Source organism: Roseomonas chloroacetimidivorans (genome assembly GCF_049629625.1).
GTDB lineage: Bacteria > Pseudomonadota > Alphaproteobacteria > Acetobacterales > Acetobacteraceae > Roseomonas > Roseomonas chloroacetimidivorans.
This window is the reverse complement of the sequence record NZ_JBNBZS010000002.1, coordinates 26316-46853: the sequence shown is the minus strand read 5'-3', so window position 1 is coordinate 46853 and position 20538 is coordinate 26316. Positions and strand designations below refer to the sequence as shown.

Below are 20538 nucleotides of genomic sequence, written 5' to 3'. Positions count from 1 at the left end.
AGCGGCAAGGAATCCAACACATGGCCATTTTTTTGAAGTATGGCTCGCTTAACGGCGAGGCGACCGCGAAGGGATACGAGAAGTGGATGGAGGTTCACTCCTTCCAGTGGGGCGTCGGCCGTGGCATCAGCATCGGCGTCGGCGGCGGTTCCAAGCGTGAAGCGACCGCACCGTCCGTGAGCGAAATCACGCTGACCAAGACCATGGACGTGGCTGACCCGCTTCTCCTGAAGGAGGCGATCGGTGGCCAGGCCCAGAAGGTCGAGATCCACATGACGCAGACCGACAACAAGGGGTCGCATGTGCCGTATCAGAAGTACATCCTGAAGGACTCGCTGATCAGCGGCTACAGCATCAGCAGCGGCGGCGATCGCCCGAGCACCTCCGTCAGCATCAACTTCGTTGAGTTCGACAGCGAGTACATTGCCGTCGACGACAAGTTCCAGGGCAAGACCACTGGCCACGTGACCTACAACATCGCTGAGGCTAAATCGACCTGAGCACGCCTCTTCGGCCCCGCCCTCCGCGGCGGGGCCGGACGTTTTTCCGGAGGGTTTTGCGCTCTTGTCCGATTCTGCCGGCATTCTCCAGGCGCCGCACCTTCTGCGGATCCTTTCCCCGCTCGGTCCGGATGCCCTGATCCTGCGACGCCTCTCGGTGCGCGAGGGGATCGGCCGGCTTTTTGTCGTCGATGCGGAGGTGCTTTCGGAGGACGATGCGATCGATCCCACGGCGATCGTTGGCAAGCCCATCACCTGCACCGTCACGCGCGAGACCTGCGATCCCCGGCACTTCCATGCGATCGTCACCAGCTTCACCAGGATCGGCGGCGACGGGCGCAGCCTTACCAGCTACAGGCTGGAGGCCGGGCCTCGGCTGCGTCATCTCGGCCGCACGATGGATTGTCGCATCTTCCAGAACAAGAAGGCCCAGGAGATCATCAAGACCCTGGTGAACGAGGCCAATGCTGGTCCCGTCCGCTTCGGAACTGAGACCGAGACGCCGCCGCGCGAGTATTGTACGCAGTTCAACGAGACCGATCTCGACTTCGCCTCCCGGCTGATGGAGGAGAATGGCTGGGGCTACTATTTCAAGCACGAGGAAAAGGAGCACACCTTCTGCATTGAGGGAGCGAATGCGGGTTATCCCCTGATTCCGGGAGAGCCGCAGGTGGTGCGCCGGGACGCGGATATGGTGGGCGCCCTGACGCAGTGGGAGCCCCTCTCCAGCCTGCCTATCGGCAGTGTCGCGACCCTGGACCATGACAATCTGGCGCGCGACCCGACGAAGCGGGGCCAGGCCAACACCGTGGTGCATCCCCAGCACGCCGCCTCGATGGAGCTCTTTCGCTGGCCCGGCGGGCAGACGGTGCGCCCCGATGCCGATCCCGCGAAGCTGCTGATGGAGGGCGCGGAGGCCAATGTCGAGTATGTCTCCGCCCAGGGTAACCATCCCGCCGTTTTCGCTGGGGGCCGGCTGCGCGTGAAGCGCGGGATCGACGCCGGAGCGGCTGAGGTTTGGCTCGTGACCGAGGTAGTGCACAGCGCCTATGACGAGACCCATCTCGACCAAGGCGGCGGTGCCGACTACGGCAACAGTCTTGTCCTGATCCAGGCAGACCGCCCCTGGCGGCCCGTGATGCCGCGCCCCCGTCCGGTGATGGCCGGGGTGCAATATGCCGTGGTGACCGGCCCGTCAGGGGAGGAGATCCACTGCGACGAGCACGGTCGCATCAAGGTTCATTTTCCCTGGGACCGGGCTGGCAAGACGGATGACCAGTCCTCCTGCTGGGTGCGCGTGGTCCAGGCCGCTGCCGGGCCCTGGGGCGGCCACTGGCACCTGCCGCGCGTTGGTGACCAGGTGCTGGTCGCCTATGTTGACGGCGATCCGGATCGGCCCATCGTGATTGGCAGCGTCCATGGCCAGGGCTTCCCGCCGCCTTTCCCGCTGCCCGCGAACAAGACGCGCACGGGATACAAGACGCGCTCCTCCAAGAAGGGGGGCGCCAACAACTTCAACATGCTGATGTTCGAGGACAAGAAGGGCAGCGAGTTGCTCGAGTACCAGGCCGAGAAGGATATGAAGGGCCTGGTGAAGAATGACCGTACCGTCACTGTCCAGAACAACGAGACGCTGACGGTTGAGAAGGGCAACATGTCCACCACCGTCAGCACGGGTGATCAGTCCAACGAGATCAGCAAGGGCAACATGTCGACTCTGGTGAGCCTGGGCAACCAGACCACCGAGATCAGCACCGGCAACCAGACCACGACCGTCAAGCTCGGCAACATCAGGACCGAGGCCAAGGCCGGTAAGATCGACATGGAGGCGATGCAGTCTATTACGCTGACGGTAGGACAGAGTAAGGTCACCATCGATCAGGTGGGGGTGACCATCGAGGCGCCTATGATCAAGCTGAAGGCCACGATCATGACGCAGATGCAGGCGCCGATGATCGAAGAGAAGGCAGATGCGATGCTGACCATCAAAGGCGGCATCGTGATGATCAACTGATGAGCGACTCCGCGACGAAACCTGGGTTGCAGAAGCTCGCCGTTCCCCTGGCTCCCATCCTGCCCCGTCTGGAGTTGGCTCCCGGTCACCAGGTGCTGCTCGACGGCGCGATGGATGCTGCGGCGGGGTTGGATCGGCTGGCGGCCGCCGGAGCGATGCCGGAGGCGGTGCGCCTTGTGGCCCATGCCCTGCCCCGGCGGGAAGCGGTCTGGTGGTGCTGCATGTGTGCGCGCGGCGCACCGGACCCGAACCTGCCGCCGGCCGATGCCGAGGCGCTGCTCGCCGCGGAAGCCTGGGTCCGCAAGCCCGGCGACGCGGCCGGGCGCGCGGCGATGGAGTGCGCGCAGCGCACCGCTTTTCGCAGCCCGGAGGCCTGGGCTGCCGTCGCGGCCTTCTGGTGTGGGGAGAGTATGGCGCCAGTGGGCCAGCCTGCCGTTCCAGCCGCCCCGCATATGCCTGGTGTGGCTGTGGCCGGCGGGGTGGTCCTCGCCGCCGTGCGCTACAGGCCCGAGCGCGCTGAGATTCGTTTCTCCCGTTTTCTTGCCGCCGCGCGCGACATCGCGGTTGGCGGCGCGGGGCGCATCCCACCAGAGGAGGGCTGATGCATGGGCAAGCCCGCGTCCCGCATCACCGACATGCATGTCTGCCCCATGGTTACGCCGGGCGTACCGCCGATCCCGCATGTCGGCGGACCTATCGTAAAAGGGGCGCCCACAGTCCTCACGGGGATGATCCCGCAGGCGCGCGTGACGGATACCTGCATCTGCGTGGGCCCGCCGGACGCGATCGTCATGGGGAGTCCGACCGTCTTCGTGGAGAAGCTGCCAGCGGCGCGGATCGGTGATCCCACAGTGCATGGCGGGACGATCGTCGTCGGCCTACCAACGGTGCTTATCGGCCCCTGAGATCGGCCGGGCAGGTCCGGCCGGCGCGCCGCTCAGTCCGGCGCGCGTATCAAAATAGCCGTCACATTGTCCCGCGCACCCATGGCGACGGCCGCATCGACCAGTTGCTCAGCCGAATGGCCGTGCAGCAGCCGCGCCGCGATCTCCCGCTCCTCCATCGCCTTGAATAGCCCGTCGCTGCACAGCAGGAACAGGTCTCCCGGCTGCACGCGTCCCATGGACTTCTCCAGCTCCAACGGCCCGTCTGCTCCCACGGCGCGGGTGATGACATTGGCCTGGGCGTGCTTCTCCGCCTCCGCCTCCGCCACTGTGCCCGCATCGACCATCTCCTGCACCAGTGAATGGTCGCGCGTCACGCGTAACAGCGTGCCGCCTCGTAGCAGATAGGCACGACTGTCTCCGGCCCAGAGTGCAGCGTAATGCTCCCCGCGCAGCAGCAGCGCGACCACCGTCGTCGCCATAGGCCGTGCGCGTCCCTCTGCCTCACTGCGTGCCTGAAGCGAGGCATGCACGGCCGAAAGACGCAGCCGGAACTGCGCCAGCACTTCCGCCGCGGAAAGATGAGGGGGTAGGTCCGCCAGGGAATCGACGACCGCGCGGCTCGCTACCTCGCCCGCGCCATGTCCGCCCGCCCCATCCGCGACGACCCAGAGGCCGAGCGCGTCATGCGCGAGCATCGCGTCCTCATTGCCCTTGCGGACCGTGCCGCGATGCGTCGCGGCGCTGCTTCGGGTGCTCATGGCCCCAGCCCCAGCAAGGGAACCAGATGCGTGGCCGGAGGCAGGCCGACCGTAACCAGGATCGGCGCCTCCTCCCCCCGCCAGAACCGGCATGTCCCATCCTCCGTTCGGTCCGGGTCCAGTGTTTCGTCGCCGTCCGGCAGCAACGCGGCCAGGGCGTCTGCATCCACGCCACCCGCCAGGGCACGCCGCCCGGCCGCCTCCGCCACCGGATGCCAATTCGGGGCGGGATCGCCGCCATCGGGCAGCACCAGCGCCAGGGTCAACGGGAAGCGGCGTCCCACCATATCCTCGCCGGCCAACACCACCCCGGTCACGGCTGCAGGGCCGCAGGCGCCGGGTGAGAGGCGAAAGCGGAAGGGCTGCGCCGCCTCCCAGGCGGCGGGCCAGGAAGCGCCCAGCGCCTCCGCCGCCTGCACCATGCCGGCGGAAAGCCAAGCATCCCAAGGTTCCACGAACCGCCCGGGCAGGGCACGGCGCACGAAATCGCCATGGGCAGGCAGCTTGCCGAAGAACCCGGCAGTAGCCACCGCGCCCGTCCCACTCACGGTTTGGGCGCCGGCAGTGCCGGGCAGCGGAATTCCGACAGTTCCCGCAGATTAAAGGGGTTCACCCCGCTCCCGGCCTGCAACAGGAAATCCGCCCCGCCTGCTGTGGGCACCGAGAGCCGGAACCGGTCCGGCGCCGACGTGGCCACCAGCCGCCCCAGCATGGCGAAGCGCAGTGCCGCCCATGGGCCTTCCTGCGGCGCCGGCTGGAAGGCAGCCGGCGGGTCGAAGCTGATGCTGACTGGCGCGCGGGAGGGCCAGCTCATCTCAATCGGCCGCGCCGACTGCGCGGGCAGTTCCACCGCCATGCCCTCGTTGTCGAGTTTCGCGGTGGTGGTCCCGGCAGGTAGTCCCTGGAAGGTCAGGCGCCAGCGCAGCCCCAACCCCACCCCTGGCACGCCGGACGGGAAGAAGGCATCGCGGATCGCCTGGGCGCGCTGGAACTGGATCAGGTCCGCTTGGCTCACCGCCGGCTCCAGCCCGTCCGACGCCACCGGACGCCAGGGGTTCTGTGTGGTGTCGGCATGCGGGCGGATGTTCGTCGTAAAGAACTGGTCCAGCAGCCCGCCGGGTGCGAAGAGCCGCACGAAGTCATCCAGCGGCATATCCGCCGCGGTCAGCGCGCGGCGGAAGGGGAAGCGCGTCTCAAGCCCCCGGCAGAGCGGCCCGAGCTGCTGCGCCCCGGCCGCCGCGATCGCCGCCTTGGCCCCGCCCGCCCGCGCCTGCTGCGTGGATTGCGCCAGCGCCCGCAGCCAGTTGGATAGGGGAGGGGGCTGCCGTGCCGCCTCCGCCAGCAGTTTCTGTCCGGGATCAAGCCCAGGGCTGGGCGGCAACACCGTGCCCGGCGGCGCCGTGGCCAGCCGCGCCACCTGAACATAAAGCTCATTCAGGATCACGAGCACGCTGTCCAGCGGCGCGCCAGCCGCTTCGCGCAGGTCCTTGAAACGCGCTTCCACCACCCGCGCCACCGGCTCGGCCCCGGTGCTGGCCGTGGCGCCCAGCGCCGCGGCCACGCGGCCGGCGGTCGTCTGCGCGGCCTGGGTTGCGACTGCCGCAGCGGCCGCGGCGCCAGCGCCGCCCGCGGGCAACTCCGGGGCCGTGCCCGGTGAGAGCTGCCGCGCGATGCCGCGCAGCAGATCCTTCATCGGCGAATTCGGCGCGCCCAGCAGGTTCAGCTTTTCCGCCGCTTCGGGCAGGCCGGAGGGCGGCGGCAGCACCAGATCGTCCAGCAGGGTCTGCCAGGCGCGCGCATACTCCGTCGCGTAGAGGGCGAGCACATCCTCCTCCAGCTTCCGCGGGTCGCCAGCCTGGGAAGCCGCATTCGGCCCGAGTACCCAATATTCCGAGGCCGCCTCCAGCGCCGCCTGCGGCAGGCGTGGCAGCACCACACGGTACAGGCCCTCGACCGTGAACAGGCCGGGCACCCCCTCCGTCAGCGGCTGGCCCGAGGCGCGGGCGAAATGCCGCGAACCGGCCTGGCCCAGCACCTCCGAGGGGCGCCAAGGCGGCAGGTTCGCGCCCAGCGGCCGCAGCCGCGCATAGACCCGGCCAGCCATGGGCATGCGGGAAAAGACGCGCCGCGCCTCATCCACCAGTGCGCCGTCGATGGGATAGCTGGGCAGATCCTGCTCCAGCAGCGCGTCCAGGTGGCGGGCCAGCGCCTCTCGCCCGGGCTGGTTCACAGCGCCGGGATAGGCCTGGGCCCAGTCCACGGCGAACCACTCGCGGATCAGCCCCTTGTCCAGCGGCCCCTGGCGGCCGAGCATCAGATAGACCCGCGTCGCCTCATACAGCGTATCAGGCCGCTGCAGCGCACTGCGGATCTGCGCCTCCACCCGCGCCAGCAGGCGCGGCAGCAGCACCCGCCCGAGCGCGCGGCGATAGGCACCCTCCGTTGCGGCCCCGAGATCCTCCTCGCGCGACAGCCCCAGCCCTGGCCCTTCGCCAGCGGCCGCTTCGGGCAGCGCCCGATTGGCCTCCAGGTAACCCAGGGTACGCGCCAGGTCGGGATCCGACACGCGGTCGAGCGGCCCGGCCGTTGCGACCGCCGACTCCGCGCGTTCCGTCGCCACCGCCACGCGATCGGCGCGCTCCGCCTCGGTGCGGTTGGCATTCCAGGCATAGGCTCCACCACCGATCACGGCCAGCAGCGCCACGCCCCAGGCCGCGGCCTGCACGAGGCGCCCGCGCTTCACTGCATTGCCCTCCCGCGCGGCCAGCCGTGCCTCGTTGAACACCACATCCTTCAGCAGCCGCCCGAGGAAGTAGGACCGCCCCTTCTGCCCCATCACCGCCGCGGGGCGCCGTGGATCCAGCCCGAAGCTGCGCGCCAGCGCGCCCGCCAGACGATCGAGCGGCGTGCCCTCCTGCGTGCCCGAGGTAAAATAGACGCCGCGCAGCATCGGCGCGGGATCGAGGCGCGATCCGCCAAAAGCCGCGCGCGCGAAGCTCTCCAGCGGCCCTTCCAGGGCCGCTAGCTGGGCCGGGAAGCCCGCGATCAGCGCGCGCTGCGATGCTCCGCGCTCGGCCTGCAGCCGCTCGATCAGCCGGCTGCTCAACCGGGCCTGCAACTCAGCGAAGCGCTTGGCGAAATTCGGCACCGTGCCAGCCTGGGCGTCGCCTTCCTTCGGGTCGAAGGTGAAGCCCCAGACCTGCTCGCGCGCGCCGCGGTCCAGATCGTCGAAGAACTCGACGAAGCCCGCCATCAGGTCGGCCTTGGTGACGAGCAGATAGACGGGAAGGCGCAGGCCGAGCCTGTTCTCCAGCTCCTTCACACGCCGGCGCACGGCTGCGGCATGGGCCTCGCGCCCGGCCTCATCCAGCTTGCCCAGCAGGTCCGTGCCGATCGCGACCAGCACGCCGTTCAGCGGCAGGCGCGGCCGCGCGCGCCGAAGCAGGTCGAGAAAGGATTCCCACCCCGCCTTGTCCACCGCCGCCTCGCTATCCTGCGTGGTGTAGCGGCCGGCGGTGTCGATCAGCACGGCGCGCTCGGAAAGCCACCAGTCACAGGCGCGGGTGCCGCCCACGCCGGCCACGCGGCCCTCGGCCAGCGGGAATTCCAGCCCGGAATTCAGCAGTGCGGTTGTCTTGCCCGCACCCGGCGGGCCGATGATCACGTACCATGGCAGCTGATACAGCGCGCCGCCCTTGCCCTCAGTGCTGCGCTTCAGAGCGGCCAGCGCCTCGGCCAGCTTGCGTCTCTGCGCTTCCTCCTCCTCCGCCAGCCGCGAGTCCTGCTCAACCCTGGGCGCCTTGGCGACCTCTTCCACCAGCGCGCCGTCGCGCTTGGACCGGCGCCACCCGATGAGCAGGAAGACGAGCAGCCAGACCAGGATCGGGACCGCCGCCAGGAGACTCCGGAGCAGCCCGTTTTCAAAGCTTTCGCCCAGAAGTGGGCTGAACAGCCAGATGACGACAGCAATCAGGATCGCGCCGGCCAGCGAAGCGATGGCGGCGCGGGACAGGAAGGTGGCCTTCATTATTGCGCGGCCCCCCGCCGCAGCACGATCTCGATGCGGCGATTCGCCTCGCGGCCCTCAGCCGTGGCGTTGCTCGCGATCGGTTCGGAATCGGCGCGCCCTTCCGCCATGAAGCGGGACGGGTCGCCATTGGCGCGCTGAATCACGGCCAGCGCCGCCTCGGCCCGCGCCTGGGACAGAGCGGCATTGCTACGGAAGCGCACAGTGCGGATAGGCTGGTTGTCGGAGTGGCCGAGCACCTGCACCGCGCCCGGCTCCTCCTTCAACGCTTCACCGATGCGCCGCATCAGCGGTTCGAATTCCGGATTCAGCGTTGCCGAGCCGGAGGCGAACATGCCGGGATTGGAGATACGCACCATCAGCCGCTGCGCGTCCGATTCCACGGTGACGATGCGCCGCGCGATCTCCGGCGCCAGGAAGCGCCGCAGCGAGCCGGAGGCATCGGCCCGCTGTGCCTGAGGTGGTGGCGGAGGCGGGGGCGCCGGCGGCACCGGCGGCGCGCTGCGGTCAATCGTGGGCAGCGCGCCCGGCGGCAGGGCGGCCAGCCGCGCTTCCAACTCCTCCGCCCGCGTGCCCGTGTCGTGGAAAGCCCAGAACCAGACGCCGGTCACCAAGGCCAGCGCCACCGGCGCCGCCACCCAGGCCGGGACGGAATGTCCGGGCCGGCGATGCGGCGCATCCACTCCACGCCAATGCGGCGACAATTCCTTCTCCGCCGCGCCGCGCAGATTGATCAGAAGCTGGTAGAGGCCGGAGCGGATGCGATCCAGCTCCGCCGGCCCCTGCGGCGCCAGCCGGTAGCGCCCCTGCAGCCCAAGGGAGAGCGCCATATACGCGATCTCCAGCGCACCGCGAAAACGCCCAGGCTCGCGCTGCATCGCGGCCAGCCGGTCGAAGACATGCTCGCCGGAGCGGACATCGTTGTGGAAGGTCGAACCCAGCGAGCGCACGGACCAGCCGGAGCGCGCGCCCCAGGGTGTCGCCAGCACCACATCGTCCAGCGCGGCGCAGAGGATGTAATGCGCCTCCCGCATCTCATCGGCCGATGCGCCGGCCGTCTGGGCGTCCGCCTCGAAGCGGCGCAGGGCATGGATGGTGCGCTCATGCAGCCCGGCGGGATCCGGCGCGGCGTTCATGCCCGCCGTCGCGATGCGAGCCACGATCTCCAGGAGCGGCGCGGCCGTGGCGGCGAGCGGCCCGGTGCCGACATGCGGCACGCTCTCCGCTCCGCCCGCGAGCGGTGGGGCGGAAAAAACAGGTGAGGACTGCGGCGGCACTGGTGCTGCCGCTCCCCCCTGCGGCCCGACCTGCGCCACGGGCCGTGCGGGGCCGCGTAGCACGGTGCGATCGTTGTCCTCGGCTTCGTCGAAGGGATTGTCGGTCATCCGCGGATCGCCCAAAGCGCCAGCTTGAGATTCGGGAATTCACCAGAGACATGGATCGCGAAACCACCGGAGCTCTGCATCTGCTGCCAGTGGGGTGAGCCGCGATCCAGTTCGAAATAGATCGTGCGGGCATGGAACGGGATCTGCCTCGGCGCGACCGGCAGTGGCCGCACGTCAATGCCGGGCAGCGCGACCATCACCAGCTCGCGGATGCGCTCCACCGCCCCAATCTTCACCTGTTGCGGGAAGAAGCGGCGCACCTGCTCGTCCGGCAGGTCCGCCATGACGCTGAGCACGAATTGCGACGCACGCAGGATGTTGCGGTCCATGATGGGCCCGACGCGCACGCCATGGCTCCGTTCCTGCAGCGGGATCTCGACCGCATTGGTTTCCAGCACGGCGGAAAGGCTGCGGCGCAGGTCGGCCACCACCGGCGCGAAGCTGCGCTGCAGGTCGTCATGGCGATAGCCGGGATAGGTGCTGGCGCGCTTGTCCGGTGCCGTGAAGGTGGCCAATTCGCCCGCGAGCTGCACCAGCGCCGAATAGAGCGATTCCGGATGCAGGTTCCCCGTTTCCGCCCAATGTGCCAGCAAGGGCTGCCAGCGGTTAATGGCCTGCAGCAACAGGAAATCCGCCACTTCCGCCACGCCGCGCGCACCGGGCTGGGATAGCCGCGCCGCCAGCGCCTCGGCGCGCTGTGCCAGCATCCCCACCAATTCCGGCACCAGATTGCCGAGTGCGGGCACGGCGGAGATGCGGAGGCAGGGCGGCATGTAGCGCTCCTCCACCTGCACACGCCGGTCCGCCTGCACCTCCACGATCCGCGCCAGCCCAATGCAGGTGAAGCCGTCGCGCTCCTCGCTCTCCAGCATCAGCCGCAGCCGAGGCCGCGCCACCGCCAGCTCCGCGGGAATGGTGGCGTTGGAATGCGTGTCATAGGCCTCGAAGCCACGCAGGATATAGCGCGCGCCCGCCGCATCCGGCCCTTCCACCGCCGCCACCTCCGGCGCACCGGGCTGCCGCACGGGCATGGCGAGATAGACGATCTGGTTGCGCGTTCCCTCCGGCAGATCGATTGGCGTGGGCTGGTCGGCACTCTGCGGAATTGCGAATCCCGTGCCGTCCGGCAGAATCCCGGCCGCGCTCGCCAGCGCGAACTTGCCGGCCGCTAGTAGGTCGCGATCCAGCGATAATTCGGTCAGCCCCCAGGGATGCGCCCGCAGCGGTGCGACGCGCTGCTCCAGGCGATGCTCCGCATGGCGATCCGCCTGCTGGAAGTGCTGCGCCTGGAGGAACATGCCCTCTTGCCAGACGACGCGGTCGTGCCAGTGCATCCCGTGTTCCTCAGCTTCCGCCTTTATTGCTGCGGCCGCCCGGCCTCGCGCGCCGCATTCTCATAGGCGCGGGCGAAGGCGCGTCCGAAGGCGCTGTCGAAATCATCTTCAAATTGCTCGAGCAGCTTGCTGTGCAGGCCGCGATAGGCCTCCCACAACCGCTTCTCCCGCGCACCGGGCAGCAACCCGCTGCCGCCGGGTGAGGAGGCTTCCACCTCCGACGGCGCCAGGCGCTCCAGCAGGCTGCGCGCCGCGGCCTGTGTTGCCGCCAGAGTCGCCACCTGATGCAGCGTCAGATCGCTCACCGTCTCCTGCACCGCGGCCGGGCCGCGTCCGCCGCCGGCGGTCAGCAGGGTGGCAATCGACGCCTCATCGGTGGGGGCAAATTTCACGGGGTTGTTGTCCCGGCGGGAGAGCATGGTCTGCTCGATCCGGAAGGCACGCTTCACATCGGCCCGCGCGATGAGCAGCCCGCGCATTCCGCCGATCGCGGCGCGCAGCGCAGCCCCGGCGGCCTCCAACGCAGCGATGGGATCGGTGCCAGGCGGCAGCGGCGGAAGCCCTGCGCCGCGCAGCAATGCGGCGAGCGCCGCATGAGCGTCGCCCTGGGCCACGGGGGCCGGCGGCGGCGCTACCGGAAGCGGGGCTGCCACAGGAGCCGTAAAGGCGGGCGGAGCCGCGGACTCGTCGAAGGGCGAGGGCGAGCTGTCCTGCGCCGGCCAGGCAGGCGGGGCCGGCGGCGCGGCCGCGGCAAAAGGATCGCGGGCCTGCACGGCCGGTTCGGCAAAGGGGTTCGCGGCCGGCGTGAAGGGACTGGCCTCGGCCGGGGCTGTGGGCGAGGCGAAGGAATCGCGCGCAACTGGCGGCGTGGCCGGCGTGAACGGGGCAGGGCCGGGTGGCGGCGCAGGCGTGAAGGGATCAGGCGGCAAAGCCGGCACAGCGGGGTGCGATGCCCCGAAGGGAGCCGCAGCCGGCGGCGGCGAGAAGTCGCCCAGCAGCTTGTCCCAATCCGGCTCCCCCGCCGGCGAGGCAGGGGGTGCCGAGAGCGGCCGGTTCCAGTCCACCGGCAGGTCGCCGCCGAAATGCGCGCGGGGCGGCACGAAGGCGCTGCTGGAATCCGGCGTGTGGTCGGGCCAGGTCGTGGCGGGCGGAGAAGCCCCGAATCCGCCAGCACCCGGCGGGCTCAGTGGGTCGAAATTCACCGGCGGCGTCGCGAAGGGCGAGGCCGGGCTGGAGCCGAAGCCAGGCGCCGAGCCGGCCGGGGCACGCGGATCCCCTAGCGGCGGCAGGCCGATTCCCTCGCTAAAGCCGGATGCGGGCGGTGCTGGCGGCGGCGGGCTGATGCCGGCGAAGGGATCGTCCAGCACGCTGGAGGAGGGCGGGAAGGCCGGGCCGCCCTGAAATCCTCCCTGGAACCCGCCAGGTGCCGCAGGCTGCGACCAGGGCGAGGCCGCCTCCTCTTCCATGCGCACTTCGATCTCATAGGCGCCGAGGCGCAGCCGGTCGCCGTCGTTCAGCGGGGCGGAACTGTCACGCCCGACTGGCTGGGCCGAGCCGTTCACGAAGGTTCCATTGGTGGAGAGGTCGCGCACCTGCCAGCCGCCGGAGCGGAACTCGAGCGTGCAGTGCCGCTTGGAGAGCACGCGATCCGGATCAGCCAGCACCCAGTCGCAGCCTTCGGCGCGGCCCAGGGTGAAGTCGCCCCCGCTCACCCGCCGCGTGCCGGGCATGGCCGCATCCGGGCAGCGGAGCACGGACAGCATCAGCACCATGTGTCTCGCCCTCCTCACTTTCGCTTTACCCCGAAGGACGGCGGCGCGCTATCATCGCGACGTCGGAACGGTATGCACTTTCAGCGTGCGGCCGTGTCGACCACCACCGGGGTCAGGGCCACACGCCGCCCCGCCGCACGCGCGGCTTGCAGCGCTGTGGTGAAACCCTCCGCATAGGCGCCCTCTGCCTGCACCGCTGGCGTCCCCGCCGGGAAAAGCGGCCCATCCGAGACCACGACGAGCAGCAGATCCGTGCCGAAGGGCTCGTCGATCTCCCAGCCCTGGAAGCCCGGGCGTTGATCCCCGAGCCTTACCCGTGCCCCCGGCGGCTGTGCCGCCCCTGGTTCCAGCCGCGCCACCGACCCGTCCGAGGTGGCGTAGGCGACGTGCAGGTGGTTGGCCCAGGGCGGCATTTGGACGGAGAAGCGCAGCAGGCTGCCTTTCCGCAGCGGCATCGAACCGTCCACTGCCACGGACGGCGCTTCGGCCGGACTCGCCACGGCTGGGCGCAAGGCGCGCACCAGCGGGCAGTAAGGCGCGGTGAAGCTGCCCAACTCCAGCCGGGCGGCGCCGGGCGGCAGGTTGCGCGCGGCCACCTCCCGCCGCAGCGATTCGGCCTCCTCCTGCGGCAGCACGCCGCGCAGGCGGAACCCGTTCTCTTCTACTTGGACGCCCAGCAGGCCGCAGGGCGCGGCCGCGGTGGCTGCGGCGGCTATGGCACGCCAGTCGAAACGGGGCGCCGGGGCGAGGACGATCTGCGTGTTCGCAGCCGGGCTGGTCGCGGAGCCGGCCGGCAATGGATCCCTGGGCGGAGACGGCGTGGTGGGCACGGCCTGTGCCGTTTGGCCGGGTGCCACCGGGGCCGTCTGGGCAGGCGGAGCCGGGACGGGTGACGAGGGTGGGCTTCCAACTGCACCCGGTGCCATCGCCTGCGCCATGGAAGAAGCCGGTGGCTGGGTCGGCATGGCCGGCTGTGCCACTGCGGGCGGCTCCTGGTGGACCGGAGCCGAGGGGGGCGGCGCGGAGGTCGGCGGGCTGGCCGACGTCGTCTGGCTGGGCGCCTGAGGCGCCGGCGCGGATTCGGCCAGAGATGGAGCCACCGGAGCAGGTGGGGGCTGCGTCAGGGACGGCGCCGTGGGTGGCGGTATTAGCGAAGGCCCTGCAGCGAGGCTCGCGGGCGGTACGGAGGACGGTGGAGCGGTGAGAATGGGCGGGGCCGGCGCCGGGGCCGGCCTGGGCGCCTCGCGCGCCCAGAACAGGAACCCGGCCACGCCGGCTGCCGCGACGATGCCGGCTCCGGCCGCGGGAAGCAACCAGCCGGGCCGCCCGCCCGCTTTCGGGGCGGTCGGCGCTGCCGGTGTCGCCCCTGGTGCCTGCACGGCAGGCTGTGGGGCGCTGGACACCATGGTGGCATCCTCGGCCGGAACCGTCAGGGTGGGCGCCGGCGCGTTCAGCGCCGCCTCGATCGCGGCTGCGAAGGCCTTTGCGTCGGGCCAGCGATCATCAGGCCGTTTGGCCAGCGCCTTCATCACCACCGCATCCAGCGCCGGTGGTGAGGTCGCGGAGAGCGCGGAGGGTGGCACCGGTTCGGTGTGCAGCACCTTGTGCATCACGGCGGAGAAGCCGCCCGGAAACGGCTTCTCCCCCGTCAGCAGCTGGTAAAGCATCACGCCCGCCGCCCAGATATCGGCGCGCGCATCCAGCGCCTCTCCGCGCAGCTGCTCGGGCGCCATGTAGCTCGGCGTGCCCATCAGCGTCCCGACCTGCGTCATCGCAGAATTCTCGAGCCGGGCGATGCCGAAATCAGCCAGCTTTACGTCACCCTCGGCAGTCAGCATGACATTGGCGGGCTTGATGTCGCGATGGATCACGCCGCGCGCATGGGCATAGGCCAGGGCGTTTAGCACCTGGATCATGATGCGCGCCGTCTCCTTCACAGGCAGGCGCTCATTGCGGTCCAGGATGGCCTTCAGCGTGCCGCCCGAAACCATCTCCATGACAATCCAGGCGGTCTCATCATTCTCGCCATAGTCGTAGACGGCGACGATGCCGGGATGGGAAAGCCGCCCGGCGGCCTGCGCTTCGCGCTTGAAGCGCGCGGCAGCCTCAATCGCCTCCGCATCCTCCGCGGCAGGCTTGCGCACGACCTTGATCGCGACCCGGCGTTCGATCGCGCGGTCGAACCCGTCCAGCACGACGCCCATGGCGCCCGCGCCGAGCGTGCCGCGTAGTTCATATTTCGAGTCGCCCGTCCAGGCTTCAAAGCCCGGCGGCAAGGTCTGTGACACGGGTCCCCTCCCTGTCCCCGTGCCATGCTACAAGGATCGCAACGGTTGCACACTCCCCGGCGGCCGATGCGAAAAGAGTTTCACAGTCGTCGGAGAGAGACAGCGCCCCGGTGCGTCATCCAACTATCAGGGGCGCAGCCCTCGTTCCGGACCTACCGCCTGTCGTTCCGGCCCGCGGGAGGCGGCGGCGTTCCGCAGGCCGCACCGCTATCCGGTCCATCTGGTCAGCCAGCCCGCGCGGCGAGCGCCTCGCAAAGCGCCGCCGCCTCGCTCAGGGAGGTGACGATAGCATCCGCAGGTCCTTCCTCGCGCAGCGCGGCCAGCATTGGGCTGTCCGGCGGCGCGTGCCAAAGCCCCACGATCACCTTTGCCTCGGGAAGTTGGCGTGCGATGCGCCGCAGGAAGTAGCGCAGCCCGGCGATGCTGTTCCCCTCCTCCAGCACGGAAAGGCAGCAGAGCCGCACCGTGGCGGGATCGAGCCGGCCGAGATTGGCCGTTTCCAGTGCCGCGCTGGTCTCCGCGCGGGCGCCCAGCCCGGCCCGGTGCAGCACCAGCGCCGCCAGCCGCGCCGTGAGGTCGTCCAGCGGCCCGCGTGCCGCGATGCAGACCACCGCCCCATCCGCCCGCCAGGCCAGGGGAAGAGCCGTTTCGGCGAGCTGCCCGAAGTCGGAAAGGTCGTCCAGCAGCGTGCCGACCTGCGCGCGGATGACCTCCAGGCGATCCGGTTCCAGCGCCTCCCGCGACCAGTCCGTCTGGGCCAGCACCAATCCCCGCAGCGCGACAGCGTCGCCATAAGCGGCCAAGCTCGCCTCCGGTTCGGCCAGAACGTCGCGCGCCTGCTCGACCAGCCCGTCCGCGTCGCCTTCCAGGGCACGCTGGTAGAAACTTTCCTCGGGCTGCAACGGTGGGCGGTCGCCCAGTAGAACGTCGAAGAACTCGAAGCGCGGCACATGGCGCCCGAGCACGACGAGGCCCACCGTCAGCGGCGTTGCGATCAGCAGCCCGATCGGCCCCCAGAGAAAAGCCCAGAAGCTCGTCGAAAGCACGACGGAAAGCGGCGAGAGCCCGGTGCGCCGCCCGAAGAACAGCGGCTCCATCACCTGGCCCATGAAGGCCCCGCCCACCAGGAACACGGCCAGCACCGTGATGGCCAGCGTCCAGCCGGGATCGGTCGCGGCCGCCAGCACCAGCGGCGGCGTCACCGCGATTGGGGTGCCAATGAAGGGCACGAAGCGCATCAGCCCGGCGAGAATCCCCCAGAGCAGCGGGCTGGGCAGCCCGACGGCCCAGAGGAGCGCCGCGATGAACACGGCATAGGCCGCATTCAGCGCCACCTGGGCCAGGAACAGCCGGGAGAGCCGCGCGGCAGCGTCGTTCATCGCCGTCATCGTGCGGTGCAGGTCGCGCGCCCCGGCCAGGCGAATGGCGCGGTCGCGCAGATCCTCGCGATAGAGCAGGACGAGGATGGTGAAGATGATCACCAGCCCCGCCGTGGCCAGCGGATGCAGCACGGGGCCGAGCACGCTGCCCACCACGTTCAGCAGCGCGGTGTCCGATCGCGGCGGGGCCGCGATCACGACGGGTGTGCCCGGAGCTGCCGGCGGCTCCAGCGGCCCACCGATGCCCAGTCCGTTCATCAGCCCCTCCGCCCAGCGCAGCAACTCGCCCGGGCCGCCCAGGGCGCCGAACTTCGCGCGCAGGGTGGCCGCGTAATGCGGCAACTCAGCCGCCAGATCCGCGGCCTGCGAGCCAAGCGTCGCGATGATCGCCCCGATCAGCGCGAAGGCGATCAGCACCGCCGCCATGACCGAAAGCCCCTTGCCCAGCCGCAGCCGCTGCAGCAGCCGCGCCACGGGCGCCAGCACGAAGGCCAGCAGCACGGCCAGCACGAGGGGGACGAGGATGTCCCGCCCGTAATAGAGCCCGGTCACGATCACGGCCGCAGAGACGAGCATCGCCGCCCCAGCCACGGGATTGCCCGGCGTGGCGACGGGGGGAAGGCGTCGGTCGGGAAGGGCCATGCGGCTCGGGTCGTTCCAGGTGGAGGGGCGGCAAGGGCCGTTCCCCCGTAACCCGGCAAGCCCTGTGGCGTTGCGCGAAGGATCATCGCCTCCGGGAGAGGGGCCGCCCGGTGGGACGGCAGGATGAAGCCGCGACGAAGGACGAACCGTGCCCGATCAGGATTCCCGCATCGCTTCGCCCCGGCACCGGTCGCGCATGCCGATCATCGCCGCGGTGCTGGCCGTCGTGGCGGTGCTGGCAGGTGCGGTGGCCTATGCGTTGAACGACCGCGACAGCGACTCCGTCGCGGCGGGAAATGAGGCGGTGGTGGTGTTGGAGGGCGTGCTCTCCGCCATCAAGGACGTCGAGACAGGCCAGCGCGGGTACCTGCTGGTCGGCAGGGAGGAGTATCTCGACCCTTACAGGGCCGGGTTGGCCGCCGTGGAGGAGAGGCTAGCGGCGCTGGAGGCCCTGCGCGACCCCGCAGGCCTGCCTCCCGTCACCCGCCTGCGGGAGCTGATCACGCAGCGTGAGGCCCTGGCACAGCACAGCATCGACGCCCGCCGCAGCGGCGGCGCTGACCAGGCCCAGGAGCTGGTCGAGAGCGGCCAGGGCCGGGCGGTGATGGACGAGATCCGGGCCGAGGTGCCGCGCCTCCAGGCCCAGGTCCGAGAGCGGGTCGAAACGCTCAACCGCCTCTCCACGGAACGGGGGCTCTGGCTCTGGGGCCTTGCGCTTGGTGCCGCGCTGCTCGCTTGCGCCCTGCTCGGCAGCTATGCCGTCGCGCGCCGCCGGGCGGAGCGGCAGGCGAATGCGCTGCTGGATACGGTGATGGCCAACGCCCCTGTCGGGCTTGGCTTCATCGGCCGCGACATGGCCCTGATCAATGCGAACCGCGCCCTGGTGGAGATCACGGCCCGCTGCATGGGGCTGGAAGCCGCGCCGGGCGTCGCAACGGTCCTGCCCGAGGCGGTTCGGGCGAAGGTCGAGCCGCGCTTGCGCGCCGTGCAGGAAGGGCGGCCGCAATCCGATGTTCAGGTGGAGGTATCGCCCCCCGACCGGCCCGGAGAGAGGTACCACCTCATGCTCACCCTCTTCCCCGTGGCCCATGGCGGGGCGGTGGACGGGGCTGGCCTGATCCTGATGGATGTCACCCGCCGCCGCCGGGCGGAGGACCGGCTGCGGCGTAGCGAGGCACGTTTCCGCACCCTGGCTAATTCCCTGCCGCAACTTGCCTGGCAGACCGACGCGCAGGGCGAGATCGAGTGGTACAACCGCCGCTGGTACGAGTTCACCGGCACGGATTTCGAGGCGATGAAGGGCTCGGGCTGGAAGACCGTCCAGCATCCCGAGCATGTGGAGCGCGTGGAGCAGGGCTTCCGCGCGGCCATCGCGGCCGGGGAGCCCTGGGAGGATTTCTTTCCCCTCCGCGGCGCCGATGGCCGCTACCGCTGGTTCCTGAGCCGCGCCGTGCCGATCCGGGACGAGCCGGATGAGGAGCATCCGGATGGCCAGATCACCGGCTGGTTCGGCACCAACACTGACGTCACCGATCTGCGCGAGGCGCAGGAGGAGGCAACGCTCGCACGCGAGGCGGCGGAGGATGCGAACCGCGCCAAGAGCCAGTTCATCGCCAATATGAGCCATGAGCTGCGGACGCCGCTTTCCGCCGTGATCGGCTATTCCGAAATGCTGGAAGAGGAGGCTGCCGAGATCGAAGGCGGCGAGGTGCTGACCAAGGATCTGCAGAAGATCGCCGCCAATGCGCGCCACCTGCTCTCTCTGATCAACGACGTGCTCGACCTTTCCAAGATCGAGGCCGGGCGGATGGAAACCCATCCAGAGGACTTCGCCGTGGACGCGATGGTGCATGAGGCCGTTGCCACGGTGCAGGCGCTGATGGCGCGCAAGGCGAACACGCTCGAGGTCCGCCTGCCACCAGATCTCGGTATGATGCATTCCGACCAGGTCAAGCTGCGCCAGTGCCTGATCAACCTCCTCTCCAATGCCAGCAAGTTCACCGAGGGCGGGCGCGTGACGCTCTCCGCCGAGGCAGGACGGGACGCGATGGGCCGGCGCGAGATCGCCTTCCACGTCGCCGACACCGGCATCGGCATGACAAAGGAACAGGTCGCCAAGCTGTTCACCCGCTTCACCCAGGCTGACAGCTCGACCACGCGCCGCTTCGGCGGTACGGGCCTCGGCCTCGCCATCACCAAGGCTTTCTGCACGCTGCTCGGCGGCAGCATTTCGGCGGAGAGCGAGCAGGGGAAGGGAACCACCTTCATCATCCACGTCCCCATGGATCTGCGCGAGACCGGACCCGAGGCGGAGGCGGAGGCCGAGGCCGTGCAGCATCAGGCGATGCCCGACGCCCAGGAGCGGACCCAGGCGGGGCTGGTACTGGTGGTCGATGACGATCCCGCTTCACGTGAGCTGCTCTCCCGCTTCGTCCTGCGCGACGGCTTTGCCGTCCGCACCGCCCAGGACGGGGAGGAGGGACTGCGGCTGGCGAAGCAGCTTCGCCCCACTGCCATCCTGCTGGACGTGATGATGCCGCGCATGGATGGCTGGTCCGTTCTCACCGCCCTGAAGGCCGACCCTGAGCTGGCGGAGATCCCGGTGGTGATGGTCTCGATCGTGCAGGAACGGGCCCTGGCGGTGTCGCTGGGCGCCGCGGACTATCTGATCAAGCCCGTCCAATGGCAGCGCCTCCGCACCGTGCTGGACCGCTACCGCGCTCCCGGCGCCGCGCTCGTAGTCGAGGCCGAGCCCGAGCCGCGGAACGAGTTGCGCCAGCTCCTGGAAAGCGAGGGCTGGTCCGTCGAGGAGGCGGATTCATCCGAGGCCGCCCTGGCCCGCCTGATCGCGCCCGATCCCGCCGCCCCGCCCTATGGCCTCGTCCTCGTCGCCGTGCCCGGACCGGACAATGATGGCCTGACCCTGGTGCATGAGCTGCGTCAGCGCGACTCCTGCAAGGACGTCCAGGTCATCGCCCTGGCCGGCGGCGGCGTGCCGCCCGCCGCGCTGGAGGCGCTCCGGGGCCAGGTGCGCCGCGTGCTGCCCAGCAATGACGAGCCGCCCGAGGCCCTGCTGAAGGAGCTGCGCCGCATCGCCGCCCGGGGCGCCCATCCAGGGAACCCGTCGCCGCCCACCCCGTTTCAGCCGGAGAGGGAGAGTGCATCGCCATGACCAAGATCTTGCTGGTGGAGGATCATGAGGAGCTCTGGGACTTCCTGTCCCGGCGCCTGCGGCGCCGTGGCTTCGACGTGGTCCTGGCACATGACGGCCAGCAGGGCGTGGACATGGCCCAGGCGGAACGCCCCGATGTGATCCTGATGGACATGAACCTGCCAGTGATGGACGGCTGGACCGCCGCCCGCAAGCTGCGCCAGGAGCCGGACACCGCCGGGATTCCGATCATTGCCCTGACCGCCCATGCCATGGCTGGGGACCGCGACCGCATGTTGGAGGCCGGGTGCAACGACTACCACCCGAAGCCGGTGGATTTCCCGCAACTCCTTGCGCAGATCGATGCGGCGATGCTGGCCGCCGAGAGCTGAGCGGTCCCC

General features: G+C 69.9%; 14 protein-coding genes. 6 read left to right on the top strand and 8 right to left on the bottom strand.

The window, feature by feature from the left end; translation table 11 throughout:
• Positions 1–20 precede the first annotated feature (20 nt).
• The 4 genes from ACO1BU_RS02000 to ACO1BU_RS01985 all read left to right on the top strand — a co-directional run bounded on the left by ACO1BU_RS02000 (position 21) and on the right by ACO1BU_RS01985 (position 3419).
• Positions 21–500: an Hcp family type VI secretion system effector gene (locus ACO1BU_RS02000; protein WP_424134225.1), complete on the top strand. Its 480-nt coding sequence runs from the start codon at positions 21–23 to the stop codon at positions 498–500.
• Positions 501–564: 64 nt separating this feature from the next.
• Entirely contained in the window at positions 565–2514 is a 1950-nt protein-coding gene (locus tag ACO1BU_RS01995; protein WP_424134224.1) for a type VI secretion system Vgr family protein, read from the top strand.
• Positions 2514–3116: a DUF6931 family protein gene (locus tag ACO1BU_RS01990; protein WP_424134223.1), complete on the top strand. Its 603-nt coding sequence runs from the start codon at positions 2514–2516 to the stop codon at positions 3114–3116. The genes ACO1BU_RS01995 and ACO1BU_RS01990 overlap by 1 nt, the downstream gene beginning before the upstream one ends.
• A gap of 3 nt (positions 3117–3119) precedes the next feature.
• Positions 3120–3419: a PAAR domain-containing protein gene (locus ACO1BU_RS01985; RefSeq protein ID WP_424134222.1), complete on the top strand. Its 300-nt coding sequence runs from the start codon at positions 3120–3122 to the stop codon at positions 3417–3419.
• A 32-nt stretch (positions 3420–3451) separates the two neighbouring features.
• On the opposite strand, the gene ACO1BU_RS01980 is transcribed toward ACO1BU_RS01985, so the two are convergent.
• The 8 genes from ACO1BU_RS01980 to ACO1BU_RS01945 all read right to left on the bottom strand — a co-directional run bounded on the left by ACO1BU_RS01980 (position 3452) and on the right by ACO1BU_RS01945 (position 16986).
• On the bottom strand, positions 3452–4159 hold the full coding sequence (locus ACO1BU_RS01980) for a PP2C family protein-serine/threonine phosphatase (protein ID WP_424134221.1): 708 nt from the start codon (positions 4157–4159) through the stop codon (positions 3452–3454).
• Positions 4156–4689, bottom strand: a complete 534-nt coding sequence (gene tagF / locus ACO1BU_RS01975; RefSeq protein WP_424134220.1) for a type VI secretion system-associated protein TagF — start codon at positions 4687–4689, stop codon at positions 4156–4158. The genes ACO1BU_RS01980 and tagF overlap by 4 nt, the downstream gene beginning before the upstream one ends.
• A 14-nt stretch (positions 4690–4703) precedes the next feature.
• Entirely contained in the window at positions 4704–8186 is a 3483-nt protein-coding gene (tssM, locus tag ACO1BU_RS01970; RefSeq protein WP_424134219.1) for a type VI secretion system membrane subunit TssM, read from the bottom strand.
• A complete protein-coding gene (tssL, locus tag ACO1BU_RS01965; RefSeq protein ID WP_424134218.1) occupies positions 8186–9571 on the bottom strand; it encodes a type VI secretion system protein TssL, long form in 1386 nt (461 codons plus the stop codon). Before tssL ends, tssM begins: the two co-directional genes overlap by 1 nt.
• On the bottom strand, positions 9568–10905 hold the full coding sequence (gene tssK / locus ACO1BU_RS01960; RefSeq protein WP_424134217.1) for a type VI secretion system baseplate subunit TssK: 1338 nt from the start codon (positions 10903–10905) through the stop codon (positions 9568–9570). Before tssK ends, tssL begins: the two co-directional genes overlap by 4 nt.
• A 23-nt stretch (positions 10906–10928) precedes the next feature.
• A complete protein-coding gene (tagH, locus tag ACO1BU_RS01955) occupies positions 10929–12677 on the bottom strand; it encodes a type VI secretion system-associated FHA domain protein TagH (RefSeq protein WP_424134216.1) in 1749 nt (582 codons plus the stop codon).
• 80 nt (positions 12678–12757) lie between these two features.
• Positions 12758–14965, bottom strand: coding sequence for a serine/threonine-protein kinase (locus ACO1BU_RS01950; RefSeq protein WP_424134215.1), 2208 nt, complete (start codon positions 14963–14965; stop codon positions 12758–12760).
• 224 nt (positions 14966–15189) lie between these two features.
• A complete protein-coding gene (locus ACO1BU_RS01945; protein ID WP_424134214.1) occupies positions 15190–16986 on the bottom strand; it encodes an AI-2E family transporter in 1797 nt (598 codons plus the stop codon).
• A 148-nt stretch (positions 16987–17134) separates the two neighbouring features.
• Here ACO1BU_RS01945 and ACO1BU_RS01940 point away from each other — a divergent pair, with 148 nt between their 5' ends.
• Both ACO1BU_RS01940 and ACO1BU_RS01935 read left to right on the top strand, forming a co-directional pair.
• Positions 17135–20158, top strand: a complete 3024-nt coding sequence (locus ACO1BU_RS01940) for a response regulator (RefSeq protein ID WP_424134213.1) — start codon at positions 17135–17137, stop codon at positions 20156–20158.
• Positions 20155–20529 carry a response regulator gene (locus ACO1BU_RS01935; RefSeq protein ID WP_424134212.1) on the top strand — a complete coding sequence of 125 codons (375 nt, stop codon included), beginning with the start codon at positions 20155–20157 and terminating at the stop codon, positions 20527–20529. The genes ACO1BU_RS01940 and ACO1BU_RS01935 overlap by 4 nt, the downstream gene beginning before the upstream one ends.
• Positions 20530–20538: the final 9 nt, after the last annotated feature.

What these genes read in the sequence shown, in the direction of transcription:
- ACO1BU_RS02000 (WP_424134225.1), top strand. Translation starts at nt 21, where the DNA reads ATGGCCATTTTTTTGAAGTATGGCTCGCTTAACGGCGAGGCGACCGCG.
- ACO1BU_RS01990 (WP_424134223.1), top strand. Translation starts at nt 2,514, where the DNA reads ATGAGCGACTCCGCGACGAAACCTGGGTTGCAGAAGCTCGCCGTTCCC.
- ACO1BU_RS01985 (WP_424134222.1), top strand. Translation starts at nt 3,120, where the DNA reads ATGGGCAAGCCCGCGTCCCGCATCACCGACATGCATGTCTGCCCCATG.
- ACO1BU_RS01980 (WP_424134221.1), bottom strand. Translation starts at nt 4,159, where the DNA reads ATGAGCACCCGAAGCAGCGCCGCGACGCATCGCGGCACGGTCCGCAAG.
- tssM (WP_424134219.1), bottom strand. Translation starts at nt 8,186, where the DNA reads ATGAAGGCCACCTTCCTGTCCCGCGCCGCCATCGCTTCGCTGGCCGGC.
- tssL (WP_424134218.1), bottom strand. Translation starts at nt 9,571, where the DNA reads ATGACCGACAATCCCTTCGACGAAGCCGAGGACAACGATCGCACCGTG.
- tssK (WP_424134217.1), bottom strand. Translation starts at nt 10,905, where the DNA reads ATGCACTGGCACGACCGCGTCGTCTGGCAAGAGGGCATGTTCCTCCAG.
- tagH (WP_424134216.1), bottom strand. Translation starts at nt 12,677, where the DNA reads ATGGTGCTGATGCTGTCCGTGCTCCGCTGCCCGGATGCGGCCATGCCC.
- ACO1BU_RS01945 (WP_424134214.1), bottom strand. Translation starts at nt 16,986, where the DNA reads ATGGCCCTTCCCGACCGACGCCTTCCCCCCGTCGCCACGCCGGGCAAT.
- ACO1BU_RS01935 (WP_424134212.1), top strand. Translation starts at nt 20,155, where the DNA reads ATGACCAAGATCTTGCTGGTGGAGGATCATGAGGAGCTCTGGGACTTC.